A 23980-nucleotide genomic window follows, 5' to 3' on the forward strand; every position below is an offset into this window, starting at 1 on the left:
ACACGCACTGCTCTTTGCAAACAATCAGTAATAGCAAGCGGCAACCTGTTTTGTTGCCAGCATTTAACTGAGAGCGCAAACATATACACTTCCTGCACTCAACAATCCTGAAGCATCCTGCAATGGATTGCATAGCTTCATGCAGGACAGTGCAGGACGTATGCTACTAAAAGGCGGTTTATTTTACCGCCTTTGTATACTTTTGATTGATCATTATTATTCATTAGCTGCCATATAATACCATGAAAAGAATATCCCTATACCTGCTACCTGCAATGTTATTGTTGCAGCTGGCCGCCGCACAGGCACAAACAATAAACGTAAGCGATACCGGCACCCCGGAATCTCTTTTAATAGCAGGCAAAGGCGCCACTACCACCATTTATACAGATGCTGCGGATGCAGCAGTAGTGCAGGTTGCGGCCAATGCCCTTCAAAAAGACATACAGTTACTTACTGGCCAGACACCGGCATGGCAACATTCCACCTCCTTATCTAATACACCTATTATTATAGGTACCATCGGCAAATCGGCACTGATCAACAAACTGGTAGCCAGTAAAACTTTACAGATAAATAATATCACTGGTTTATGGGAAGCCTTTACCATACAGGTAATAGACATGCCTGTAAACGGCAAAAAAACAAAAGCACTGGTAATAGCCGGAAGCGACCGGCGCGGCACTGCATTTGGTGTTTTTGAGCTAAGCAGAAAGATGGGCGTGTCCCCCTTATATTGGTGGGCCGACGTAATACCTGCTAAAAGAAAAAACATTTTCGTTAACGGTCAATACACCAGTAAAAGCCCTTCGGTACAATACCGTGGTATTTTTATCAATGATGAAGACTGGGGCCTGCAACCCTGGGCTGCCCGCAACCTCGACAGCGCTGTCAAAGACATTGGCCCACGCACCTATGAACGCGTGTTTGAACTGATGCTGCGCTTAAAAGCCAACTATATATGGCCCGCCATGCATCCCTGCACCAAAGCATTTTATTATTACGCCGAAAATCCACAGCTGGCCGAAAAGTATGCCATTATAGTAGGCGGTAGCCATTGTGAGCCTATGCTGCGCAACAACGTATTTGAATGGACAGAACACTTTGAAAAAGAATATGGCCAAAAGCCCGGCGAGTGGCGCTATGATGTAAACAAAGATCAGATATATACTTACTGGAAAGATCGTGTAATACAATCTGCACAATACGAAAACGTATACACCGTAGGTATGCGGGGCATACACGATGGCAGCATGCCCGGCCCTAAAGATGTGGGCGAAAAAGTAAAACTGCTGGGTAATGTTATCCAGGACCAGCGCACCATTTTATCAGAAGGCCTACATAAAGCGCCTGCTGTTGTGCCACAGATATTCTGTCCTTATAAAGAAGTATTAACCTTATACCAGCGTGGTTTGCAATTACCCGATGACGTAACTATTGTGTGGGCAGATGACAACCACGGCTATATCAGGCAACTATCTACTCCCGCCGAACAACAAAGAAGTGGTGGCAGCGGCGTATACTATCACCTGAGTTACTGGGGCGCTCCACACGATTACCTGTGGCTGTCTACCATCTCCCCTGCCCTTATCTCGTTTGAACTGTCTAAAGCATGGCAATACAATGCACGCAAGGCCTGGATCATTAATGTAGGAGATATCAAACCTGCCGAAATGGAAATGCAGTTCACCTTCGACCTGGCCTGGGATGTGCAGGCTTGGCCTTTTGAAAAAGCAGTCGACTACACACAGCAATGGGCCCGTGAAACCTTTGGCCCTGAGTTTGCCAGCGATATAGCGCGTATTAAAAACAAGTATTACCAACTGGCAGCTGCCGGCAAACCTGAACACCTGGGCATGCGTGCGTTTAGTGAGCAGGAAGCAGACCGCCGCTTACTGGCTTATCGCCGCATTGCAGCCGAAGCTGGTGCTTTACAGCAAAGCATACCTGCCCGCTTGCAGAATGCCTATTTTGAGTTAGTGTACTATCCCATTGTAGGAGCCTGTTTAATGAACGAGAAAACAGCACTGGCTGCTAAAAGCAGGCTGTATGCACAAGACAGCAGTAATAAAGCCGCCTTACTGGCAGATAGCGCCACCGCTGCCTTTGAACAGATTAAAGCACTTACGCAACAATATAATACTACTATAGCAGGTGGCAAATGGAATGGCATTATGAGCTGGCACCCCCGCGACTTACCGGTATTCCAGATGCCGCCAACATCGGTACATCCCGATACCAGTAAAAAAGGAAGAGCGTTTTGTAATATAGATACACAGTCTGCTCCATTACTAATCCTTGCCGCTAACAGTTTTACACAAAAACAGGAGCAGCAAACCACCTTACAATCCGCTACTGGCCTGGGCTACACCGCCAACAGCATTACCTGCCTGCCGGTAACAGCCCCTTCATTAGCCAACAACGAATGGGAAAAAGCCAGTAATGTGAGCTATAGCGCCACCCTGCCTGCAGGCAAAAGAACCATACAGGTGCGCGCATTGCCTACACACAGGCAGTATACCGGTCGCGGCGTGCGCTATGCTATTGGCATAGACAATAACCCGCCACAGGTAATAGACCTTGAAGAAGCCACAGACAACGCTACCTGGAAACTCAACGTTGTGAACGGATATGCACAGGGTCAGACAGAACATGAGGTTACCGCAGGCAACCATATCATTCATATTTATTTTATGGATCCCGGCCTGGTGTTAAACGATATCAGCATTTACTAAGTCAAACAACAGTATAATAAAACCAACGAATGAAATCATTGTACGTATTAGCAGCCTTTAGCCTGCTCACGTTTTCACTGGATGCACAGGCCAAAGCAGCAAAGGATACTAGTTACCGCTTTAGCTTTGGCACAGGCAAACCCGCAGCGGGCTATACTAAAGTAATGGCATCAGATAGCTATACCGATGCAAGAGGATATGGCTTTGATTTTGAAACCCAGCCCGAAGCACGCAAGCCTTTTTATTTTTCACTGGGCATACCCGAAGGCAATTATACGGTTACCCTTACTTTAGGAAGTGCTACCGATAGCGCTGCTACTACCGTAAAAGCAGAATCACGCCGCCTGTTAGTGGAAAACGTAACAACTGCACCCGGCAAGTTTGTAACCAAAACCTTTACACTCAATGTACGCCGCCCCGAGATAGATGCAGAAACACGTGTTGGCCTGAAACCGCGCGAGCTTACCAAACTGGATTGGGACACTAAACTCAGCTTTGAATTTAATGGCCCTGCTCCCGCAGTAAAAAGCATTGTTATTACCAAAGACAATAAAGCCATTACCGTATTCCTCGCCGGCAATTCTACTGTTGTAGACCAGGACGATGAACCCTGGGCTTCGTGGGGTCAAATGTTTCCCCGCTTCTTCAAACCTGGCGTAGCTATTGCCAACCATGCCGAGTCTGGCTTAACACTGGGCAGCTTCGCTGGCAGCAGACGTTTGAAAAAAGTATTGAGTGTAATGAAACCAGGCGACTACCTGTTCATTGAATTTGGCCATAACGATCAAAAGGAAAAAGGCCCTAATGATGGCGCTTATAAATCATATACCGAACGCCTGCAAATGTTTGTGCGCGAAACAAAAGCCAAAGGCGGTATACCGGTGATCATTACTTCTACCAGCAGAAGAATGTTCGATAGCATCACGCACAAAACCGTAAACACCCTGGGAGATTATCCTGCTGCTGCCCGCAAAGTAGCCGCTGAAGAAAAAGTAGCATTAATAGATCTGAATGCAATGACCACTACTTTATACGACGCACTGGGTGTAGAACCTTCTAAAAAAGCCTTTGTGCATTATCCCGCCAACACCTGGCCCGGACAGGATAAAGCACTGGCCGATAACACACACTTCAATTCTTATGGCGCTTACGAAATAGCAAAGTGTATAGTAGAAGGGGTAAAACAAAACAAGCTGGGCATCAGCAAATACCTGCTGAACGATACACCCACTTTTAATCCTGCATTTCCTGATGATGTAAATACCTGGTACTTACCAGCAAGCCCTAAAAGCACAGTGATTAAGCCTGACGGGAATTAAGTTATTGTTTGTGTTGAAGTGTTTTAGCAGCTAATGCTAAGTGCATCATCACCCAAAAGAGATATACAAAAGACAGTTATTCATAAAATAAGAGAGACAGTAAAACGGTACATCCGCGCTTACTGTCTCTCTTTCTTTTTATCCTACTATCAACTTACCTGCATCTCAAGCATCCAACGCATCTTTCAACCACTTCCAACTATCACTCCCCACCGCAATACTCTACTGAATATTCAATGGCGTACTCTCCTGCCCCTTAAAGCCGGTTAACAGGTATACTCTAAAGTAGCGGCTGGTTTGCCCCATGCGTGTTTGGGTAAACGTATGTAACAATCGAGCGCCGGTAAAGGAATTTTCATATATTTTATCTGGCTGTAACGGGTAGTTACTGGGCACAATACATAAGGCATTTTCGTTCGGCTGCAAGGTGGGGCGCTGCTCGTTTAACCATACATAATGATGTAGGTCATTCAGTTCTCCTACACCTACTACCGGTATGTGCAATGTGCGGGCTGCATAATAATCCAGGTGTGCAGCAGGAAACCACTTATCACATACAATTTTAGTATCCGCTTTGAATGCACCTGCTTGTACCTGTTGCTGGTACCAGGGTATAAAGTCGGCTCCAAACTGTCGCCAGCCATACAAATCAAGTGTAAAATCATCTTCACCGTATTGTGCTTCTTCCTTACTGCCAATAGTGCCGGGCAGTAAGCGAATAAAGGCTATGCCCCCCAGCATTACTACTGCAATCAGTATCAGGCTGCTTTTTATCAGCCAGGGAGTGCGCCCGGAAGCAACAGGTTCCTGTGCTTTTTTATCATCCAGCCAGGCAGCAGCCACAAACAGCAGCGTTAAAAAGCCGGGGCCGCTCCAATGCGGAAGCACCGATTTAAACAGCGACACCAGGGTGGTTATGATAATAATAGGCAGGCCGCATAACAACAGCAATTGCTTTACCTCTTTCGCAAGTGTTACCTTCTTTTTCAACACCACCAGTGCTATTACAATGGCTACCACATTCAACGGGTTGTTGTAAAACAGCTGGCCCAGTATGGTTTGGATAAAGCCATCGGCATCCAGTGCAAACTGTTTTACCTCTACACGGTTACTATGATAGTTCCAGGTAACAAAATGGTTCTGGATGTTCCAGGTAATAATCGGGCTAATAATAACAGCGGTAAGCAGGGCTGCTACATATAACCAGGGGTTGGCCAGTAAACGGCGGTTGCAAAACAACACATACAAACCAAAACCACCCCATAAAAACACGCCATGCACCTTGCACATAATGCAAAGGCCATTTAATATGCCTATTGCCAGCCATATAGCCGGCGGTATCTTTTTGTTTTCTGTGGCATACTGCACAGCAGTTACCATATAATATAGCCCTGCCAGCCAAAAAAGCACCTGTGGGCTATCGGGCAATATAAACGTACCCGCAATTACACCGCAATAAATACTGGCATTATATAATAAGGCGGCATACCAACCGGTTTGCTCATTTTTAATACGCTTGCCCAGGGCAAAACTGATATAGGTGCCCACAGTGGCAAACACCACCGAGCCCAAACGGATAAACACCTCCTGTGGCAGGCGCAAATTGAGCGTAAACAGTTTGATAAGCCAGGCCACTCCGGGCGGATGATCAAAATAATTAGATTGTAAATGAAGTGCATAGGTATAATAGTATACTTCATCGTTTCCCAGCTCCAGCATACCGGCTGCCAGCAGGCGAACAATGCCCGCGATCAACACCAGGTAAAAAAGTTGTTTTTTGTACATGCTCAATGTATCAACATAACAGGGCATGCCTCCTCCCTACTACTGTTCTTATTTTTTAAAATTGAAAAAGAAATTGCTGAAGAAGTTCCAGAAAAACACAATCACCACTGCCAGCGACTTGGAAATGTAAAACTTCAGCTGCACTTTTTCGTTAAAATACCATACCAGCAGGTTGTTTAACAACAACCCTATCAGCGAAAAACCGAGAAAACGAAGCAAATCCGACTGCCAGGCGGCATTATCGGTTTTTTCAAAGGTGAAATACCGGTTTAATACAAAACTGTTTCCCACTGCAATCGTAAACCCACAGGTGTTAGCAACAAACTTATTGATCTTCACCTTTTCCTTCAACAGCCATGTTATTCCAAAATCGATGCATACACCGGTAACTCCCACCATCCCAAATTTTATTAAACGCCACAGGAAACCTGGAAACATGTACTACTGTTTTTAGATAGGCAACAAAGGTAGGAGAAACAAAAATTAAAAAATTTCCAGTCGTAAAATGTATTGGAATTGAATTTATACGTTCCTTTGTACAACAAAGTGCTTTTATGAACAATCCTCAACAGCATCTTTCTGCCCTGCGTGATATCAGGTCTATGATGGAAAAAAGCAGCCGCTTTGTTAGTTTAAGCGGTTGGAGCGGCGTAGCTGCCGGCATCTGTGCCCTCCTGGGCGCTTACCTGAGCCACGGTTATGTTTACGGGTATAAAAATCTGTTCATTCATGAAATGAGCGCATCGCGCTACGACTCCGGCATTTCTTTGCTGGAAGTGCTTATGAACACCTGGTTGTTCTGGATTGCCGCCGGCACTTTTGCGGCAGCCTTTATCAGCTCCTTTATATTCACTTTTATTAAAAGCAAAAAAGACGGCACTCCTTTATGGGGGAAAATGACGAAACGGCTACTCATCAACTTTAGCATTCCCCTATTTGCCGGCGGATTGTTTATTTATAAACTACTGCACTTTGGCACCTTTGGCCTGGTAGCGCCCGGTTGTTTACTTTTTTACGGACTGGCTTTACTCAATGCCAGCAAATACACCCTGGCCGAAATTAAATATCTTGGCTATGGCCAGCTGGTTTTAGGCGTGATCAATTTAGGATTTGAGGGGGCAGGTTTGTATTTTTGGGCTTTAGGTTTTGGGGTATTACATATAATATACGGCATTGTTATGTGGTATAAATATGAAAGGGACGTAAAAAACAGTGAGGCATGAAGAACCCGATAGAGCATCTGAATAAAATATTCGACAGCCGCATTCGCCTGGGCATCATGAGCGCCCTGATGGTGAATGACGAGGTGAGCTTTAACGAACTGAAAGAATTGCTGGACATTACCGACGGCAACCTGGCCAGCCATTTAAAAAATCTGGAAGAAAACAACTGCCTTAAAGTGCAAAAAAGCTTTGTAGGCCGTAAAACCAATACCACTTATTCCGCTACCAAAGTAGGCGAAAAAGCCTTCAAGGCCCATTTAGACGCCCTTGAAAAAATGATCAAGTCCATCGAATAATTTTTTTGCCCATATACTTTGAATCTCAAAGCTCTTTCAAAACAAATAAAACATCCTCATATGCCCGACAAAATTCTTATCAAAGCTTTAATAACCGGTGGCTTAATAGCCGTACTCACACTGGCCACAAACCTCATCAGCAACCTGGTTCAGGAGCGGCAGGAACGCCAGAAAGAAGCCACGCAGGACGCCAGCCGTCAATGGGCCACCGGCCAAACGTTTACCAGTCCTTACCTGGTTATTCCGTACAAAACAGGTGGCACACCCGTTATTATTTTACCGCAAGACCTTACCCTTAACAGCAACATACAAACCCAGGAAAGAAGCCGTTCCCTGTTTAAAATGGTGCTATACAGAAGCCAGCTGCAATTGAATGGCACGTTCAAACCTGTATTGCCCAACGACCTTTCACTGGCATCACTGGATCTTACAGAAGCCAAACTTTGTATAGGTTTAAGCGACTTTAAAGGCATTGAAGAAAAGCTGAGCATTACTGCCGCCAGCCACACCTACGATTTGGCTCCCGGCCTGCCCAATAGCAAAATAGACAACACAGGCCTGTCTGCCACCATACCACTCACCACCGATGAGTTCAGCAAGGGTTTTGACTTTAGCATGAAGGCCAACATTAAGGGCAGCGGACAACTACACTTTGTGCCCCTGGCCGCCAACAGCCAGTTTAGCATGAGCAGCGCGTGGCCCAGCCCTTCTTTCGATGGCAACACCCTGCCCATTACCCGAACAGTGAATGACAGTGGTTTTACCGCTTCCTGGAGTTTTAACCAGGCCAACCTGCCCTTTCCTACGGTCATCACTAAAGAAGAGATTAATAAACTGGAAAATGAATTTGGGGTTACTGTAGTGCAACCGGCCGATCAGTATGCACAAACATCCCGCACCATTAAATACGCCCTGTTGGTGATAGGCTTAACGATGGCTTTATTCTTTGTAACTGAGATTATGCAAAAGCGCCCGGTACACCCTGTGCAATATGTGTTGATAGGGCTGGCGCTTGTGATCTTCTATACACTGTTGCTTTCTATCAGCGAATACGTGGCCTTTAACATCGCTTACTTCCTGGCAGCACTGGCCACCGTGTTACTCATTACCCTGTATGCCAAAGGACATTTTAACAGTTGGAAAACAGCAGGCATATTCAGTATTGCCTTAACCATGCTGTATGGCTTTATATTCATTATCATACGCCTGGAAGAAACCGCGTTACTGGTAGGCAGCATTGGCTTATTTGTAATACTGGCTATAGCCATGTATGCCAGCAGAAAAATCAACTGGTATCATATTACTCCTGAAAAAACACCATTAACACCATTGCAACCCAACACCCCTGCTCCATCCTTTAACCCTGATGCTCCGTATTCAACAGAGTAGGATTTGTGCAGAATGATAAAAGGCGCCCCGGGGGGAGGCGCCTTTTCTTTTTATCATACAGGAACAAGGATTATAAGGACTGAACTTCTCTTTGCAGCACGCCTTTTTCGTTAAAGTAGATATACTTTTTCTGCACCAAAGAGCTTTTCTCTACATAAATGCGGTATTGCAGCTCTTTGTCTTTTTTAAGGATAGTGGTTACCGATCCTGGCTTCCAATCACTATACCTGCTTTTGCTCACCCCTACTTTCACTTCCTCAGGCAAAGCGCTATACTCCATCTCTTTATCGGTTTCTTTCCATTCGCCTTTGCTGCTAAACCAGGCTTCCGTTTTAACACCTTTTTCTACAAAACTGGCCTGCCAGCTACTCAGCTTGTCATGCCACGATACATCGTTACCATCCGGAAACTTCACTTTAAAAGCATTGGTTACTTCTGCCGGCACTGATCGCAATTGAGCAAAAGAGAAGGAACCTACCAATAAAAACAAAACTGCCAAAACGCCCTTTATACTCTTTTTCATAGTTATTCTATTTATAGTTAGGGTTAAGCAAACATCATGCAATTCCCATTATGGCAGAATTATTGCGCACTTCTTTGCATGAAATGGATCTTTTTCTGTTGGTTATTCATCCCCTTAGCCCTTACCGCCCAACCCGTTATCGTAACCGGAGCCATGGGTGAGCGATTTTCGGTTCGCACCGTAGCACAAAACCTCAGCGATCCCTGGGAATTAACTTACGCACCCGACAACTATTTATGGATCACCGAAGCCCGTGGTTACCGGGTAAGCCGCATTCACCCGCGCACCGGCGAAAAGCAGGTATTGTTAGACTTAAACAACCGCAAGAACTTTTTACGTTATGACGTTATTCCCGATACAGAAGATGGCGGTAAACCCTGGCCGCAAAGCGGCTTAATGGGCATGGCCGTGCATCCGCAATTATTACAGGGGCAGCCATATGTATATGTAGCCTACCTGTATTATTTTGAAGGGGCCAACCAGCAGGGCGTAGGTTGTTTGCCTGGCAAACGCGGTTGCTTTTTCCGTACCCGTATTGAACGGTATACCTATCACCCTAACACACATACCCTGGATAGCGCTGTTATTATTTGTGATTCTATCCCCGGCAGCAACGACCATAATGGCGGGCGATTGATTATAGCGCCTGTCAACAATCAGTATTATCTTTTTTATAGCGTGGGCGATATGGGAGCCGGTCAATATGATAACGCAGGCCGCCCCAACCATGCACAGGACATCAATGCGTATGAAGGCAAGATACTCCGCTTTCAGGCACAGCCCGATAGCACTATCACAGGCCCTGATGCCTGGATACCGGAAGACAATCCATTTAATGCACATCGCCGCAATGCCGTATGGACCTATGGCCACAGGAACCCGCAGGGAATTGTATTTAATAAAAACAACGGACGCCTGTATGAAGTGGAACACGGGCCTTTTTCTGATGATGAAATCAACCTCATTACTCCGGGCTGCAATTATGGGCACCCATTGGTAATTGGGTATAACGATGGCAATTACAATCAACTGGCTGCGGGCGCAACTACCGATACCACCTTGCCCGGCAAATGGCACACCACCTATCCCACCATTTATAGCGAACAGGAAAATGCCAAAGCGATGGGCAGTAATTATCGCAACCCGCTCAACTCTTTATACCCCGCTGCTAACCGCATGTTAACAGCGCTGTTACCCAAAGTGATAAGAGGAGATAATGAAAACAAAGAATGGCTGTCGGAAGCACCTTCCGGTATGACTTTATATAACGCTGATGTTATTCCCGGCTGGAAAAACAGTTTACTCATAGCCACTCTCAAAGGCGGCAGAATGATACGGCAACAACTCAACGCCAGCGGCGACAGCATTATCAGTGATACCATGCTATATTTTAAAGACCAGGTTCGCTACCGCGATGTGGCCGTTAGTGCCGATGGCTGGAGAATATACCTGGCCACCGATAGCGCCACCCGTTCCAGCGGCCCTACCGGCGATAAAGGAATAGAATATGAAAACAGGGGCGTGATACTGGAGTTTACCTATATGGGCACGCCGCCAAAACAACAACCTAAGCCGGCTCCAGCAGCACCACCGGCAGCAAATACTGCCAGTCCTGCAATTCCAGCACACCGGCATTACACATATACTGTCGACCAGTAAATACCTCTTTCCATTGAGCAGGTGCAGTTGCCGGCAATGGCACCTGCAGGCTTTCCGGTTTTAAGCCGCTTAAACCCACCGGCAACACCACCAACGCCCACTGCTGCTGGTAAATGCGGGCATACACAATTGCCTTCGAATTATCAGCCGCCGGCAATGGAACATAATCGCCCTCACTAAACAATTGCGCATGTTGTTTTCTATACTGCAGCACCTGCCTTGTTACAAATAGCTTTTCTATACCGGTGTGCCTTTGCTGCTGCAACCACATCGCCAGAGAAGCATCAGGCTGACTGTTTTTTTCCATCACCTTTTGCAGCCACTGTTTACGTATATCATAATTCACCGGGCGCCTGTTGTCAGGATCAACATAGCTGGTATCCCATAGTTCGCATCCCTGGTATATATCCGGAATGCCAGGTACGGTAGCTTTTATCACCAGTTGCACCAGCGAGTATACTTCTGCTATAGCCGTCACCTTCTTTAAAAAAGGAAGAAAGGTTTTTAAAAATTCCGGCTGCGTTACTATTCCTGTAATAAAATGTACACAGGCTTTTTCATAATCCTCATCATGTTCGGTGTAGGTAGTATTTACTTTGGCCTCCCGTAATGCTTTTAATATAAACTCTTCTGAACGCTGCGTAAAGTTTTCATCCACTATACTATCTTCGGGAAAACTTCCTATCAGCGACTGGTATATAAAATACTCGTCGTTCATAGATGGTGCAGCCCCTTTAGAAGTGGTGGAAATGTATGGGGCATTTACTATATGCCATTGCTTTACCAATGCCATCCATTCATCAGACAGTTCAGTGAGCACATTAATACGCATCCGTGCGTCTTCCCCCCTTTTGGTATCGTGTGTGGAAGTGGTATTCAATGAATAATTACTGAACAACCGCCGTTGTTGCATCTTTTCATGAAAGGCTTCAATACTTACCGCTGCCTGCTCAGGCGAATCACCTACTTCGTTATGTGATATCAAAGGGTTGTATACATAAAAAGTAGTATCTTCTACTCCCTTGGCTGCCAGCGGGCCGGTAAACTGCATCAGCCGGTTTAACAATTGCATCTTGCGTGCATTCTGTTCGGCATTATCGCCGGGATGAAACAGGGTTCTTATTTCAGCCAGCTCTTCCCAGTAGGCCGGCTCCTGCATCACGGCAAACTCCAGTGAATGCTGCACCTGCTCCAGTTCTTCTGTACTTAAAGGAAAATGATGCGGGTAAATACGATATACCGGGAAGGCGGCCATCCATATACCCAAAGCCTTCGCAAGCTTTTCTGTACGGTAAGTGGCCGGCAATAATTCCCATTCACTTATTTTATGAGTGAGCATATCCCACTCACCGTGCAGATACCTTTCCAGGAAGGATAGTTTATTGGCAAACACCAGCTGTTTGTAAGGCTTCATATCCGGAACCCACCGGTGATAGAAATCGTATATAACTGCCGCCCCTTCGGTTGAGGTGAGCACGCGATTGGTATACGACAAAAACTCATAACCGCTGGTTCCCTGTAAAGGCCAGTGAGCCGGTAATTGCTCGTTATATTCCAGTATTTTCTCTGCTATAATATAGCAATCATCCCCCAGCAGTTTGCGCAACCGCTGCACATAATCATAAGGGTTATACAACCCATCTATATGATCTATCCTTACGCCCTGTATCAGGCCTTCTGCATATAAATGCGCTATTAAACGATGATAATCATCAAACACCCAGGGCTCTTCCATACGCACACTGATAAGGCTGTTCACGGCAAAAAAGCGCCGATAGTTCATCCCCGTGTCAGCTTCTTTCCAGCAGGCGGGTAGATACCATTGCCTTTTCACAACCTCTGTTATCCATGAAGCACTGGCATTCACTTCTTCTATACGATTTCTGATCTGTTGCTGCAAAGCAGTGTTTAAAGCCACGCTGTGCAGCCATTCTTTTTTCGCCTGCTGCCACTCTGCCAGCGATCCCGAACTATAAGCGCCCAACGGAAACTCCAAACCTTCTATACTACCAAACAGGTAATCAACAGCCCCTCCCGATACCGGGTAACGATTGCCGGCATAATACAGGCCTGGGCCCTGCACATCCCATCCCAGCTGAATTTCATTATTATCTATACAATCATCCAGGCGACTACCCAACACCGGCACCAGCACTTTACCCTTCAACTGTTCACTATCATGCTCCCAGTTAATATCAAAATAGGCGTAATAAGGCGAGTTATTTCCTCTTTCTAGCACATCGGCCAGCCTTGTGTTTTCCATGCTAAAAGCCATATGGTTAGGCACTATATCCTGCAGCCAGTTCATGCCCAGCGCTTTCAGTTGTGCTGCTACGGCACGCAATTGATCCAACGTACCTATTTCGGGGTTTATCTCATGCGGCTCAGCCACATCATACCCATGCGCACTGCCTTTAATAGCCCTGGTAATGGGCGAAGCATAAATAGTAGAAACGCCCAGTTGATGCAGGTAAGGAATAATGGCCTGCAAATGCGTAAAAGTAAAACCACTGTGTAACTGTACACGATAGGTAGAAATGGGATAATGCATAATCAGGTGTTTTTCTTTTCAAATACGGATACGGAGAAAGGTGATAAACGGTTAGCAGCATAATCACTTTGCTGTGCAGAAGTAAGTATATAATCCAATCCGTGACATAAAGCCGGTAAGGGCCGCCCAGCATCGCTAAAATTAAAAGCTATCAATACTGAATCATTATGTCCATTGCGTTCCACCAGCAGTACACGCTCCACTTCATCCACCGGCCACACGTTTACAGCTGTACGCTCAAAGTTGTTGAAGGCAGGCCGTGTTTTGCGTAAGGAGATTAATTGTTGATACCACTCGAACATTTGCCGGGCCACCGGCTCTTTTTTACAATCATGCCCCAACACACAGGATAAGAACACCTGCTCCGATTGCGGATCGGGAAAGTCGCCTTCAAACTGAAAGTAAGCAAACTCTTCCCGGCGGCTTTTACGCACTACCTCCACCAGGTCTTCTTTTTCATGTGCTACAAAAAACAGGAAAGGATTTTTCTCTCCATATTCTTCGCCCATAAACAACAAGGGAATATGCGGAGATAACAATACGGCTGCGGCTGCCAGTTGCAGCTGTGCCGGTGATAGTGTAGCCGAAAGCCTGTCGCCCAGCAGGCGGTTACCTACCTGGTCGTGGTTTTGCGAAAACACAACAAACTTAGAATAAGGCAAATGTTGTGCAGAAGCGCCGAACATACGTTTGCGGTGTGCAGAATAACCGCCGTCATATACATAGGTGTCGCGAAAGCTTTTTTCCAGGTGATACATCTGTCCAAAATCTTCATAATACCCGTTGGTTTCACCAGTTAATATGCTGTGTAACGCATGATGAAATTCATCGGCCCACTGTGCCTGCAAACCATAACCACCTGCACTAACCGATGAGATATAGCGGGGATTATTTAAGTCTATTTCTGCTATTAATATTTTCTTTCTTCCCGTGGCATCTTCCAGTGCCTGCACCGCTTCGCTGATCTGTTGCATAATATGATGCGCACTATAATCCCACATGGCATGCACAGCATCCAAACGCAAACCATCTATTCTGCATTCCTCCAGCCACAACAGCACATTTTGTACAAAATAATTACGCACCCCATCGCACCAGGCATCATCAAAATTCAACGCCTTGCCCCAGGGCGTTTTATACCGGCTGGTAAAATAGGGGCCATATTCTGCCAGGTAATTACCATCGGGGCCCAGGTGATTATAAACCACATCCAGTATTACGGCTATACCTTCATTATGCGCCGCATTCACCAGCCGCTTTAAACCATGCAAGCCACCATAAGCGCCATGCACCGCATAAGTATATACACCGTCATACCCCCAGTTTCTGCTGCCGGGAAAATGATTCACCGGCATTATTTCAATAGCAGTGATGCCCAGCTTTTTCAAATAAGGCAGTCGCTCCGCTACGCCTTCAAAGTCATGTGTATCAGAAAATGTTCCTGTGTGCAGTTCGTATAGGATCAGCTCTTCCTGTGCTATTCCTGTCCAGCCCTCATCTGTCCATAAAAAGGAACGGTCCAGCACTTCCGAATAACCGTGTACCCCTTCCGGCTGTGAAAGCGAAGCAGGATCGGGAAAAGCTTCTTTGCCATTGAGCCGGAACTTGTACCGCTGGCCTGGCGGTAACACGGTTTGCCCCTGCCAATAGCCATATTCTTTCTTTTGTAATGGCACTTGCATAGGCATTTCGGGGCTGCCCACCATTTCTACCGATTCCAGCAAAGGCCCCCACACCGTTACAGTAGCCTGGCCATCCGGCTGCATATACACGCCCGGGATGGGATGAAATGTTTGCGGTTGATGCTTCATAGACATACGAATAGGACTGTATCGTAACAAAGAGCATGCAATAAAAACCCCGCTATAACGCCCCTGCACAATAGCAGGCAATGAGGAAGAAACACCCCAATAAAGAACGCCCTTGCAGGGGCGTTCTTATAACCAAGTGGGTGATTATTCCTGTACGGAAACCGGCGAGTTATATAATTTTACTTTTTGTATGCTCCATTCCCCTCCGGGTATTCTTATATGACGGCCCTGGTGGTCTTCATCGCCGTTTAGCCTCCTACCCGCTATCCATTTGCCATTGCTAAACACGCCTTCCTCCACACTTTCTATATTGGTTACCACACTGGCATCGGCATTAGCAAAAGTGCATACTACCCCCATCCCTGCTATCCAGAATTCATCCGGGGCTGTTTGCAGTATGATAGCCCCTGTAACCGGCCATAAGGAATCTTTAGCGCCCGGGCTCCAGCCTAAGGTGTAATCGTGCTTGCAGGTAATGCGATACTTACCCATTACCAGCTCCTGCTGTGTGTTTTTACGATCAAACAACACTCCTTCCTTTTGAGCAGTAGCGGTGATAAGCGGCGTTAATTGTTGCAGCAGATGATAACTGTTTTGCAAATAAGTGGCTTGTTGCTCATTCGCATTTTCAATAGAGAAGGGGGAGAAACCTAACCCTTTATAGTGGCCCAGCGCATAAAACACCTTGGCGGCGCAGGTAATATCCAGTCGCATTTCCGGGATAAACAACGGGTTGTTGCGGCGGGTAAACAAATCGCACCAGTATTGCGTGTCGGGATTATAAAAGTCGGGGGCCAGTATATCTATAGCCGGGGCAGCTGCCTGCCATATATCCATCACCTGTGGCAAAGGGCCGGCAGCGGGATAGTCGCCTGGTCTTTGCCCGCTTTTCATTAACGCTGCGTTTACATACATAGGTAAAGGATAAGCTGCTTTTCCGGCAGCCGCCACTTCGTTTACAAACCACGCATAATACCAGGCCTGAAACAATTCTTCTGTAGCATCGCTTTTACCAAATACGGTTTCCCAATTGCCTTGGGTAGCATAGCCCTGCTGCTTCCACAACTGCTGCAACTCTGGCACCAGCTCTGTCTTATGCTGTTGCAGATAAGCGAGCAACGCAGCAGGAACTTCCTGCTGGTACAGCTTATTGGCGGTGGGCGTGGTTTCGCGGGCAGTAGATAACATGCCCACTTCATTTTCTACCTGCACCATAATTACGGTATGCGCCTGTGCATCTATCTGCTTTATATGCTTTAACAAAGCTGCAAAAGCTTTTTTATCCGCTTCCAGTATGTTTGCGCCAAAGGCCGATAATATCTCCACGCTTTTGCCATTTTTATCCAGCGTGCGGCCAAAGCGCTTGTGATCTTTCTTTACCCAGGCAGGTACATAACAGCTCATACTGTTTTTCCAGGTACCAAACCAAAGTGGCACCACTTTTATATGGTTTTTACGGGCATTGATAATTAAACTGTCTACCAGTGTAAAATCAAACTTCCCTTCCTCCGGCTCCAGCAACTCCCAGTATACAGGAGCCAGTACCGTGTTCAGCTGCATGGCTTTTAGCCTTGGCCATACCTTTTGCATATAAGCATGGGAAGAAGAGCTGGAATTACCCAGCTCTCCACCCAGTATAATAAAAGGTTTTCCATGTACCTGTAGCTGCACTTCGTTGCCGTTTTTTACCAATGCAGGCATACCACCTTGTTGCGCCTTTACACAAAAAGGCAACCATAACAGCAGCAGTGAGTAAGCATATCTTCTCTTCATAGCCATTCTTTTTACACCTCCCGTTTATTGTGCCTGTAAACCTTGCAACACACCACCGTAAGCCGGTTTTTTAGAGTAATCAGCATTATATAGCAACGGATATTCCAGCCCGTTCTTATACAACCAACTGGTGTTATCCGTAACACCCCATATGGTAATGCCATACTGCTGCGCCTTGGGAATGTATTTTTTGTATGACTGAATTACATACTTATACATATCTGCCTGATAACTGCTCATCACAGAAGTTAACACAAAGCCCGGCCTGCTTAAAGGATTGGCTTTTACATCCAGTTCAGAAATACGGATCAGTAAACCGGAAGCCGCCAGTTTCTGCATCATGGCATCAATACCATTATACGTGGTATTCCAGGCTATATGCATCTGTGTGCCTATGCCATCTACTTTAGCGCCCCTGGCCTTTAATTCTTTCACCAGTAACAACAGCGAATCCAGTTTCACACTACTGCTTTCCAACGCATAATCATTAATGAACAATAAGGCAGCAGGATCGGCCGCTTCGGCATACTTAAATGCTTTGTAGGCAAAATCACGACCCAGGAAATCTGTCCAGAAGAATACATCACTGGCGCTTTTATCCAACACATCCGAACTGTTGCCGGTAGTACGTAAAAATCCGGTAGGGCTTACCACTTCATTCACTACATCCCAGGCTTTTACGGTGCTTTTAAAATGTGTAACCGTACCGGTAATAAACGTGTTTAAAGCCGTATCCAGCTTTTTAACAATAGTGGCCGTATCGCTGGCCGCCACAAATTCTTTCACACTGGCATCATCAATGTAATAGGTATTGGCCGCCTGCCCCATATCAAACAGGAAAGTATTGTTAGGTGTACCTGCAACAAAGTCAAATGAAATCTGCTGCCACGCAGTACCGATAGGTTGATCGCCCTGGTATTGCGAGCCGGATTGCGGCGCCTGTCCTAACGACAAACGGATAGAGCCACCTGCATTCGCTGCCTTTACAAAATACGACGCCGTATATTTTTTACCCGTGGTAGTAGGAAAAGAAGCACTGGACACCTGCACACGCCACTGGCTGCCGGGATATGCTGTAGGATTCACCACCTTCATAGCAGTAGTACCACCATGCACTTCATTCGATACAGTAGTAGTGGTAATGGTAGATGTGCCCGAAGGATTGCCGGTATTAAATACCGACCAGCCTGTAAGCCCCGATTCAAAGCCTGCATTAGCAGGTAATAATTCTGCCGCCGCAGGTACCACAATACCCGCATATTTTTTCAGATAGGTAGCATTCTGGTTAGAATGCCAGCCCAATGTGTGACCAAATACGATAAGACCCGAACTGGCAGCTACCATATCATCTGCCCTGGAAAAGTTCAACGTGCCGTTATCCTGCACAATAGCGCCGTGCTTCATATGATAGCCAAACGTTACGCCATCAAAATCACGCTTCACTACCGCCGCATACCTGCTGTCGGCAGTCATGGGCGTGTAATCAACTGCTACCCCCATAGTAATCTCTGTAGCAGCTTTCAGCGTAGCAGTGGTATCACTATAAGAGGTAGTATTTAACGTACCCGTATCCTTCATCCTGGTACACGAAGCACATGACACAAGCATGGCTGCCCCGGTAATTATATGTAATAAGCTATGTTTCATTGTAGCTTGTTTTTATCGTTAAAAAGTAGGCTTTGTTAGTGGCCGGTTAATAACCGGTGTTCTGGTATTTAGCCTTATCCGGATCGTTCATGGCATCCAGCTGTGTTTGCGGTATCGGGCGTAACACATCCAGCACACGCACCTTATTGGTGGCAGCTGTATTATACTTCTTCACCCGGTCGTACAACAGGTTACGGCAGGCCAGATCGGGCCAGCGCACGCTTTCACCACACAGCTCGCGCGTTCTTTCATCCATGATAAAATCAAGCGTCATATCATCTGTTGTTAAATCCACCCACACAGGCGCCGCCACAGTGCCTTTATTAATTTTAGCCATTATTTTCTGGCGATTGGAAATAGTTGCAGAGTCTAACCCGCTGCGGTAAGCGGCACGTTTTCGTAAGGTCAGTATCAGCGGCAAGGCATCACCTTTGCGGCCCTCCTGTATGGCAGCTTCTGCCGCCAGCAGGTATACTTCCGATAACTTACTTACTACAAATGGCCTTCCCGATACATCGTTAGCGGTACCACGTTTGTTATCATCGTACTTTTTCAGGTTAGGAAACATCTGGATGGCCGGACGGGATGGCAGATAAAATTCACTGGGTGCTATAATGCGGTATTTTTTGGTTCCCAGCAAGGTTAATGAATCTGCATATTTCTGGTTAGGTGCTATGAAGTAAGCAGTATCACCTACATTAATACCCGCTACATTGGTATTGGTAGCTAACCATACAGTACGAAAGGTATTATCGTAACGACTATCAAACACCTTATCTAAAAAAGCGACCTCGTAGATATAAGGGTTAGGACACAGCTGACGTAAAGGACGGCCATACTGTATTACCCTGTCTACCGGATACTTACCTGAATTAGCAGGTATGGCCACATTGTTCTGATAGTTACAGTTAAACAAGTTGTTAGAGATATTCGCCTTATTGGCAAAATCACTACCAGGGCTGGCCACCTCATTATCTATAGGGTCACCGGGAATGCGTTCTACAGAATACAATATTTCGGCGTTGTAATCATTCCCTTCCTTATGCACATCGGCATAGTTGGTTAACAGGCTTACTCCATAAGTAGCCTGATTGTCCAGCAGCTTTTTGGCAGTGGTCCAGGCATTGCCAAAATCGGTAGATTGTTTGGCAGCAGAATAACCTCTAAAGATATAAGCCTTCGTCAACATATGCAATGCCGCTGCTTTAGAGAGATAAAAAGCGGCTGCCGGGCGCTGATCGGGCAGGTTTTCGCTGGCGAAAGTAAAATCATCAATAATGGTTTGATAGTTTTTTACAAACAGCTCAGCCGTAGGCAGGCGATTAAATCCCTGGTAAGGGTTTTGATTAAATGCCAGTTCACCCATACCTAAATCCAGCGGCACTGCACCAAACTGCTGCACCAGTAAAAAGTAATACAACCCTCTTAAAAAATGTGCTTCTGCTACCAGCCTGGTTTTTACAGCTGCATTCAGCGTTACAACAGGTGCAAACTGAATCACCGCATTGGCCAGGTTGATGTTAGAGAAGTTACGGTTCCAGGGAGTTAATATATGCCCGTTGGATGAAGTGAGCGGATAGGTGCCTAACTCCAGTTCCGAACCACCGGTCACCTGGTCGCCATAGGTCCATTCATCGGTACCGGAGTTGGCAATCAACACGGCACCAATAGGGCCATAGTCAAAACGCATTCCCGAATACAAGGCATACACCGCGTTTTGCAAACCTGATGGCGTTTTAAAATAATCAACAGTAAACACTGTATAAGGCTTTTCCTCCAGCTTCTTCTGGCAACCGCCTGCCAGCAACGTGGCAGCAATAAGGGAAGCCTGGATAATATTATTGAGTTTCATATAAGCGCTGCTTTTAAATTAGAAAGTTAAGTTGGCACCTATCATAAAGGTTTTGGTAGGTGGTGTAGTGGCACCGATAGTTAACGCACGGCTGGAAAGGTTACCCGGGTCCTGCACACCTTGTGTACCGGTACCGGTAGCTTCCGGATCAACACCACCCATCCTCATATAAGGCGAATACAACACCAGCGGGTTTTGCGCCGTCAGGTATACCCGCAGGCTTTGCGCCCCTATCTTCTTCAGGCCGGGAGCAGAAAAAGTATATCCCAGGTTAATACTTCTCAGCTTTACAAAGCTGGCATCATAATATCCTAAAGTGGTCCAGTCAGTGCTTACACCACGGCTTCTGTTTAAACCGGCAGGTGTAGGAAAATCGTTAGTGGGGTTATCAGGCGTCCAGTAGTTTACTTTAATACCGCTTCTTATACCGTTTAAGTTTACCAGGTAAGAAGATAACGACTGATGCACCTGGCTAACCAGTAAACCACCAAAACGCGCATACACTACAAAAGAGAAATCAAAACCTTTATAGGTGAAACGGTTGGTGATACCACCTTGCCATTTGGCCTGTGAGCTGCCTATTACGCTACGGTCGTAGTTGGCTTCCACCACCCCATCGGGTTTACCATTGGGGCCACTGATGTCTTTCAGCTTCACATCACCTGGCTGGCTATTATATTTAGCGGCTTCCGCAGCTTCACTAATTTGCCATACCCCCAGCTTGGTATAATCATATATCGCGCTCAGCGGCTGACCAATAAACAACTGACTGGCTATGTTTTGTGTAAAGTTGTCGGTAAGCTTTAACAGCTTGTTGCGGTTCAGGAATATGTTCAAATCAGTGCTCCAGGTAAATCCTTTCCTGGAAGAGATGTTCACGCTGGATACAGAAATTTCCAGTCCCTTGTTCTGCATTTCGCCAATATTGGTAAGGTACTGTGCAGTAATACCTGAAGTAGCAGGTAAGGTAATACCATATAAAATTTTATAGGTATGTGCATGGTACCAATCTACAGTACCCGTAATGCGGTTATTCAGCAAACCAAAGTCCAACCCCAGGTTGGTGGTTTTGGTATATTCCCAGTCCAGATTGGAGTTAGGCAGGGTGGTAACATTATACCCCGACACCACGGTAGGACCATAATTGTATTTAATAACACTACCGGTGCTGCCCTGGTTCCCAATGAGGTTATAGGTAGATACCTGACCCAATGAAGAATAGGGGTTGATGCTCTGGTTAGAGGTTTGCCCGTAACCTGCCCGCAATTTCAGATTGCTCAACCAGGTAAATTGTTTCATAAACGATTCATTGCTGATGATCCAGCCTGCACTCATAGCGGGGTAAGAGTGATACTTATGTCCCGGTGCCAGGCGCGACGAGCCATCTATCCTGCCTGTAAGGGTTAACAGAAAGCGGTTATCAAAAGCATAGTTAATACGGCCCATGTAACTGATCAGTGCAAAAGAACTTTCTCCACCGCTTACTACCGGCTTCACGGCATTGGAGGCATTGGCCTGCCCCAGGTTATAGAACTGGATAAAGTTTTCGTCAATAGAATCTTTACTTACATAAGTGTTGTGTGTATGATCTTCCTGTACACTGTACAACCCGGTAAAGCTTATCCGGTGCTTTTTAGCAAAGGTTTTCTCATACGTTAACACGTTTTCAATTGTATATCCCCAACCTTCTGCATTGTTTACACTGGCTGTGTTACCCTGCTTGGGACGGAAATAACTGGGGCGTCCCAATGTATCGTCCGAGCTTTTAAACTGGTCGTTCTCCTGCAGGCGATAATCCAACCCTACATTCAGGCGATACTTTAAACCATCTATAATCTGGTATTCTACAAACAGCGAGTTAAAGGTTCTTAACCGGCGAATTTTATCAATCCAGTTGTTATTGTTTGTTTTTAACAACAGCGGGCTGTATTGTGTAGCACGGTCATCGGTGTTACCGGTGGGAGATTTAATAATATTACCTGCACTGTCATAAGCCGGCATCAGCGGGCTTAATGATAAGATAGGAAACATAGGATCGTTAAACTGCGAGCCGTTAGTAATAGACACCGTGTTTAAAGTGTTTAAACCTACTTTTATTCTTTTGCCCACCTTGGCATCAATGGTAGCCCTGAGTGAATAACGCTTGAAGTCCTGCCCCGGCAACACGGTAGTTTCTTTGTAATAACCACCACCCAACGACCAGGCACTTCCATTAGCGCCACCGGATACCGACATGTTATGATCGGTAGTATATCCATTCTGATACATCAGGCTTTGCCAATCGGTTTCGCGGCCCTTGGCAATAGACTCCAGCTCTTCCGGCATATAGCCCGAAGCGTAGGTGCTCATATCGCGCATGGCACGGTATTCCTGTGCATTGAATAATTTGTAACGTGTTCGTACCGAAGTAATACCATAGTAACCATTGTAGGATACACGCGCTTCTCCTGTTCTGCCGCGCTTGGTAGATACCAGTATTACCCCGTTAGAACCGCGCGAACCATAAATAGCCGTGGCGCTGGCATCTTTCAATATTTCTACCGATGATACATCATCGGGGTTAATATCATTGAGGTTGCCACCTTCAAACGGAATACCATCCAGCACCAGCAACGGATCGTTAGAACCATTAATGGAACGCTCACCCCTGATGCGTATTACAGCGCCGGCGCCGGGTTTGGTGCCCACCTTTTGCACCTCTAAACCGGCTGCACGCCCCTGTAATGCCCCCTGCAGGTTGGCGCTGGGCACCTCGCGCAGTGCTGTTTCGTTTACCGACACTACCGAACCGGTTACATCTTTTTTCTTTTGTGTACCATATCCCACCACAATAACCTGGTCAAGATCTTTTGCTACCGGGGTTAGTTTAATAGTAACCATGCTGGCATCCCCTACCAGCCGTTCCAGGGTTTCGTAACCTATATAAGTAATCACCAGCACGTCTGTAGCAGCAGCGTTGAGGGTAAAGTTGCCGGCGTTATTAGTGTTAACGCCTGTTGCAACGCCCTTTACCTGCACGGGAACACCCGCCAGCGGCTCGCCTTTTTCGTTGGTAACTATACCTGTAATTTTCTTTTGCTGGGCCCATACCTGCGGGCAAAGCAGCAGTAACGGTAACATAGCTGTAAAAGCGTACCGTAATCCCTTATGATAGGCCCGCACAACAGCGAGGCCTGCATTGGAATCCTTTCTCATTGGACAATCAGTTTAATCGTTAATATTCAGGAGAAGAAAAAAAGAAGTGGTTAAATAGTAGTTCCGGTGGTCCACCGGTATGTAAACTTCCCGGACCTCGTAAGTGCAGCAATGGCAATGGTTTATATGCAGCACAAAACAATAAGCAGCATTGTTTATACTTCTTCATATGACAGTTTAATGGGCGTTAAAAAACATCACACCTCTATTCAATCGTTGGGC

The 23980-nt window shown here is 46.2% G+C and carries 15 protein-coding genes; 6 read left to right on the top strand and 9 right to left on the bottom strand.

Translation table 11 applies throughout. From position 1 onward, the window contains the following. Positions 1-242 precede the first annotated feature (242 nt). Complete coding sequence (locus FLA_RS23770) at positions 243-2735, top strand: glycosyl hydrolase 115 family protein (protein ID WP_076375034.1); 2493 nt, start codon at positions 243-245, stop codon at positions 2733-2735. A gap of 29 nt (positions 2736-2764) precedes the next feature. Then, positions 2765-4054 carry a rhamnogalacturonan acetylesterase gene (locus tag FLA_RS23775; RefSeq protein ID WP_076375036.1) on the top strand — a complete coding sequence of 430 codons (1290 nt, stop codon included), beginning with the start codon at positions 2765-2767 and terminating at the stop codon, positions 4052-4054. A gap of 222 nt (positions 4055-4276) precedes the next feature. On the opposite strand, the gene FLA_RS23780 is transcribed toward FLA_RS23775, so the two are convergent. Both FLA_RS23780 and FLA_RS23785 read right to left on the bottom strand, forming a co-directional pair. After that, complete coding sequence (locus tag FLA_RS23780; protein WP_159445047.1) at positions 4277-5839, bottom strand: ArnT family glycosyltransferase; 1563 nt, start codon at positions 5837-5839, stop codon at positions 4277-4279. A 48-nt stretch (positions 5840-5887) separates the two neighbouring features. Beyond that, complete coding sequence (locus tag FLA_RS23785) at positions 5888-6277, bottom strand: GtrA family protein (protein ID WP_076375040.1); 390 nt, start codon at positions 6275-6277, stop codon at positions 5888-5890. A gap of 116 nt (positions 6278-6393) precedes the next feature. Between FLA_RS23785 and FLA_RS23790 the strand changes: the two genes are divergently transcribed. From FLA_RS23790 to creD, 3 genes are read left to right on the top strand one after another with little or no spacing between them, the layout of a single operon-like run. Next, a complete protein-coding gene (locus tag FLA_RS23790) occupies positions 6394-7062 on the top strand; it encodes a hypothetical protein (protein WP_076375042.1) in 669 nt (222 codons plus the stop codon). Then, entirely contained in the window at positions 7059-7358 is a 300-nt protein-coding gene (locus FLA_RS23795) for a winged helix-turn-helix domain-containing protein (RefSeq protein ID WP_076375044.1), read from the top strand. The genes FLA_RS23790 and FLA_RS23795 overlap by 4 nt, the downstream gene beginning before the upstream one ends. Positions 7359-7418: 60 nt before the next feature. Continuing rightward, positions 7419-8747, top strand: a complete 1329-nt coding sequence (gene creD, locus FLA_RS23800; RefSeq protein ID WP_076375046.1) for a cell envelope integrity protein CreD — start codon at positions 7419-7421, stop codon at positions 8745-8747. A 70-nt stretch (positions 8748-8817) separates the two neighbouring features. On the opposite strand, the gene FLA_RS23805 is transcribed toward creD, so the two are convergent. Then, complete coding sequence (locus tag FLA_RS23805; RefSeq protein ID WP_076375048.1) at positions 8818-9270, bottom strand: PepSY-like domain-containing protein; 453 nt, start codon at positions 9268-9270, stop codon at positions 8818-8820. A 78-nt stretch (positions 9271-9348) separates the two neighbouring features. Between FLA_RS23805 and FLA_RS23810 the strand changes: the two genes are divergently transcribed. Then, on the top strand, positions 9349-10929 hold the full coding sequence (locus tag FLA_RS23810) for a PQQ-dependent sugar dehydrogenase (protein ID WP_159445048.1): 1581 nt from the start codon (positions 9349-9351) through the stop codon (positions 10927-10929). Here FLA_RS23810 and treY read toward each other — a convergent pair. The 6 genes from treY to FLA_RS23840 all read right to left on the bottom strand — a co-directional run bounded on the left by treY (position 10838) and on the right by FLA_RS23840 (position 23758). Next, the gene (treY, locus tag FLA_RS23815; RefSeq protein ID WP_076375052.1) at positions 10838-13480 is read right to left on the bottom strand and encodes a malto-oligosyltrehalose synthase; all 2643 of its coding nucleotides are present in this window, start codon (positions 13478-13480) and stop codon (positions 10838-10840) included. The two genes, FLA_RS23810 and treY, sit on opposite strands and share 92 nt — an antisense overlap. A gap of 2 nt (positions 13481-13482) precedes the next feature. After that, positions 13483-15291: a malto-oligosyltrehalose trehalohydrolase gene (gene treZ / locus FLA_RS23820; RefSeq protein ID WP_159445049.1), complete on the bottom strand. Its 1809-nt coding sequence runs from the start codon at positions 15289-15291 to the stop codon at positions 13483-13485. 144 nt (positions 15292-15435) lie between these two features. Next, positions 15436-17064, bottom strand: a complete 1629-nt coding sequence (locus tag FLA_RS23825; RefSeq protein ID WP_076377262.1) for a GH35 family beta-galactosidase — start codon at positions 17062-17064, stop codon at positions 15436-15438. 24 nt (positions 17065-17088) lie between these two features. Continuing rightward, positions 17089-18711 carry an endo-1,4-beta-xylanase gene (locus tag FLA_RS23830; protein WP_076375056.1) on the bottom strand — a complete coding sequence of 541 codons (1623 nt, stop codon included), beginning with the start codon at positions 18709-18711 and terminating at the stop codon, positions 17089-17091. Positions 18712-18757: 46 nt separating this feature from the next. Beyond that, entirely contained in the window at positions 18758-20563 is a 1806-nt protein-coding gene (locus FLA_RS23835) for a RagB/SusD family nutrient uptake outer membrane protein (protein ID WP_076375058.1), read from the bottom strand. A gap of 18 nt (positions 20564-20581) precedes the next feature. Next, positions 20582-23758 carry a SusC/RagA family TonB-linked outer membrane protein gene (locus FLA_RS23840; protein WP_084205983.1) on the bottom strand — a complete coding sequence of 1059 codons (3177 nt, stop codon included), beginning with the start codon at positions 23756-23758 and terminating at the stop codon, positions 20582-20584. Positions 23759-23980: the final 222 nt, after the last annotated feature.

This window comes from Filimonas lacunae, assembly GCF_002355595.1.
GTDB lineage: Bacteria > Bacteroidota > Bacteroidia > Chitinophagales > Chitinophagaceae > Filimonas > Filimonas lacunae.

Coding starts and splice junctions, on each gene's coding strand:
- treY (WP_076375052.1), bottom strand. CDS start 13,480: ATGCATTATCCCATTTCTACCTATCGTGTACAGTTACACAGTGGTTTT.
- FLA_RS23840 (WP_084205983.1), bottom strand. CDS start 23,758: ATGAGAAAGGATTCCAATGCAGGCCTCGCTGTTGTGCGGGCCTATCAT.
- FLA_RS23770 (WP_076375034.1), top strand. CDS start 243: ATGAAAAGAATATCCCTATACCTGCTACCTGCAATGTTATTGTTGCAG.
- FLA_RS23790 (WP_076375042.1), top strand. CDS start 6,394: ATGAACAATCCTCAACAGCATCTTTCTGCCCTGCGTGATATCAGGTCT.
- FLA_RS23805 (WP_076375048.1), bottom strand. CDS start 9,270: ATGAAAAAGAGTATAAAGGGCGTTTTGGCAGTTTTGTTTTTATTGGTA.
- FLA_RS23780 (WP_159445047.1), bottom strand. CDS start 5,839: ATGTACAAAAAACAACTTTTTTACCTGGTGTTGATCGCGGGCATTGTT.
- FLA_RS23810 (WP_159445048.1), top strand. CDS start 9,349: ATGAAATGGATCTTTTTCTGTTGGTTATTCATCCCCTTAGCCCTTACC.
- treZ (WP_159445049.1), bottom strand. CDS start 15,291: ATGAAGCATCAACCGCAAACATTTCATCCCATCCCGGGCGTGTATATG.
- FLA_RS23775 (WP_076375036.1), top strand. CDS start 2,765: ATGAAATCATTGTACGTATTAGCAGCCTTTAGCCTGCTCACGTTTTCA.
- creD (WP_076375046.1), top strand. CDS start 7,419: ATGCCCGACAAAATTCTTATCAAAGCTTTAATAACCGGTGGCTTAATA.
- FLA_RS23835 (WP_076375058.1), bottom strand. CDS start 20,563: ATGAAACTCAATAATATTATCCAGGCTTCCCTTATTGCTGCCACGTTG.
- FLA_RS23795 (WP_076375044.1), top strand. CDS start 7,059: ATGAAGAACCCGATAGAGCATCTGAATAAAATATTCGACAGCCGCATT.
- FLA_RS23785 (WP_076375040.1), bottom strand. CDS start 6,277: ATGTTTCCAGGTTTCCTGTGGCGTTTAATAAAATTTGGGATGGTGGGA.
- FLA_RS23830 (WP_076375056.1), bottom strand. CDS start 18,711: ATGAAACATAGCTTATTACATATAATTACCGGGGCAGCCATGCTTGTG.
- FLA_RS23825 (WP_076377262.1), bottom strand. CDS start 17,064: ATGAAGAGAAGATATGCTTACTCACTGCTGCTGTTATGGTTGCCTTTT.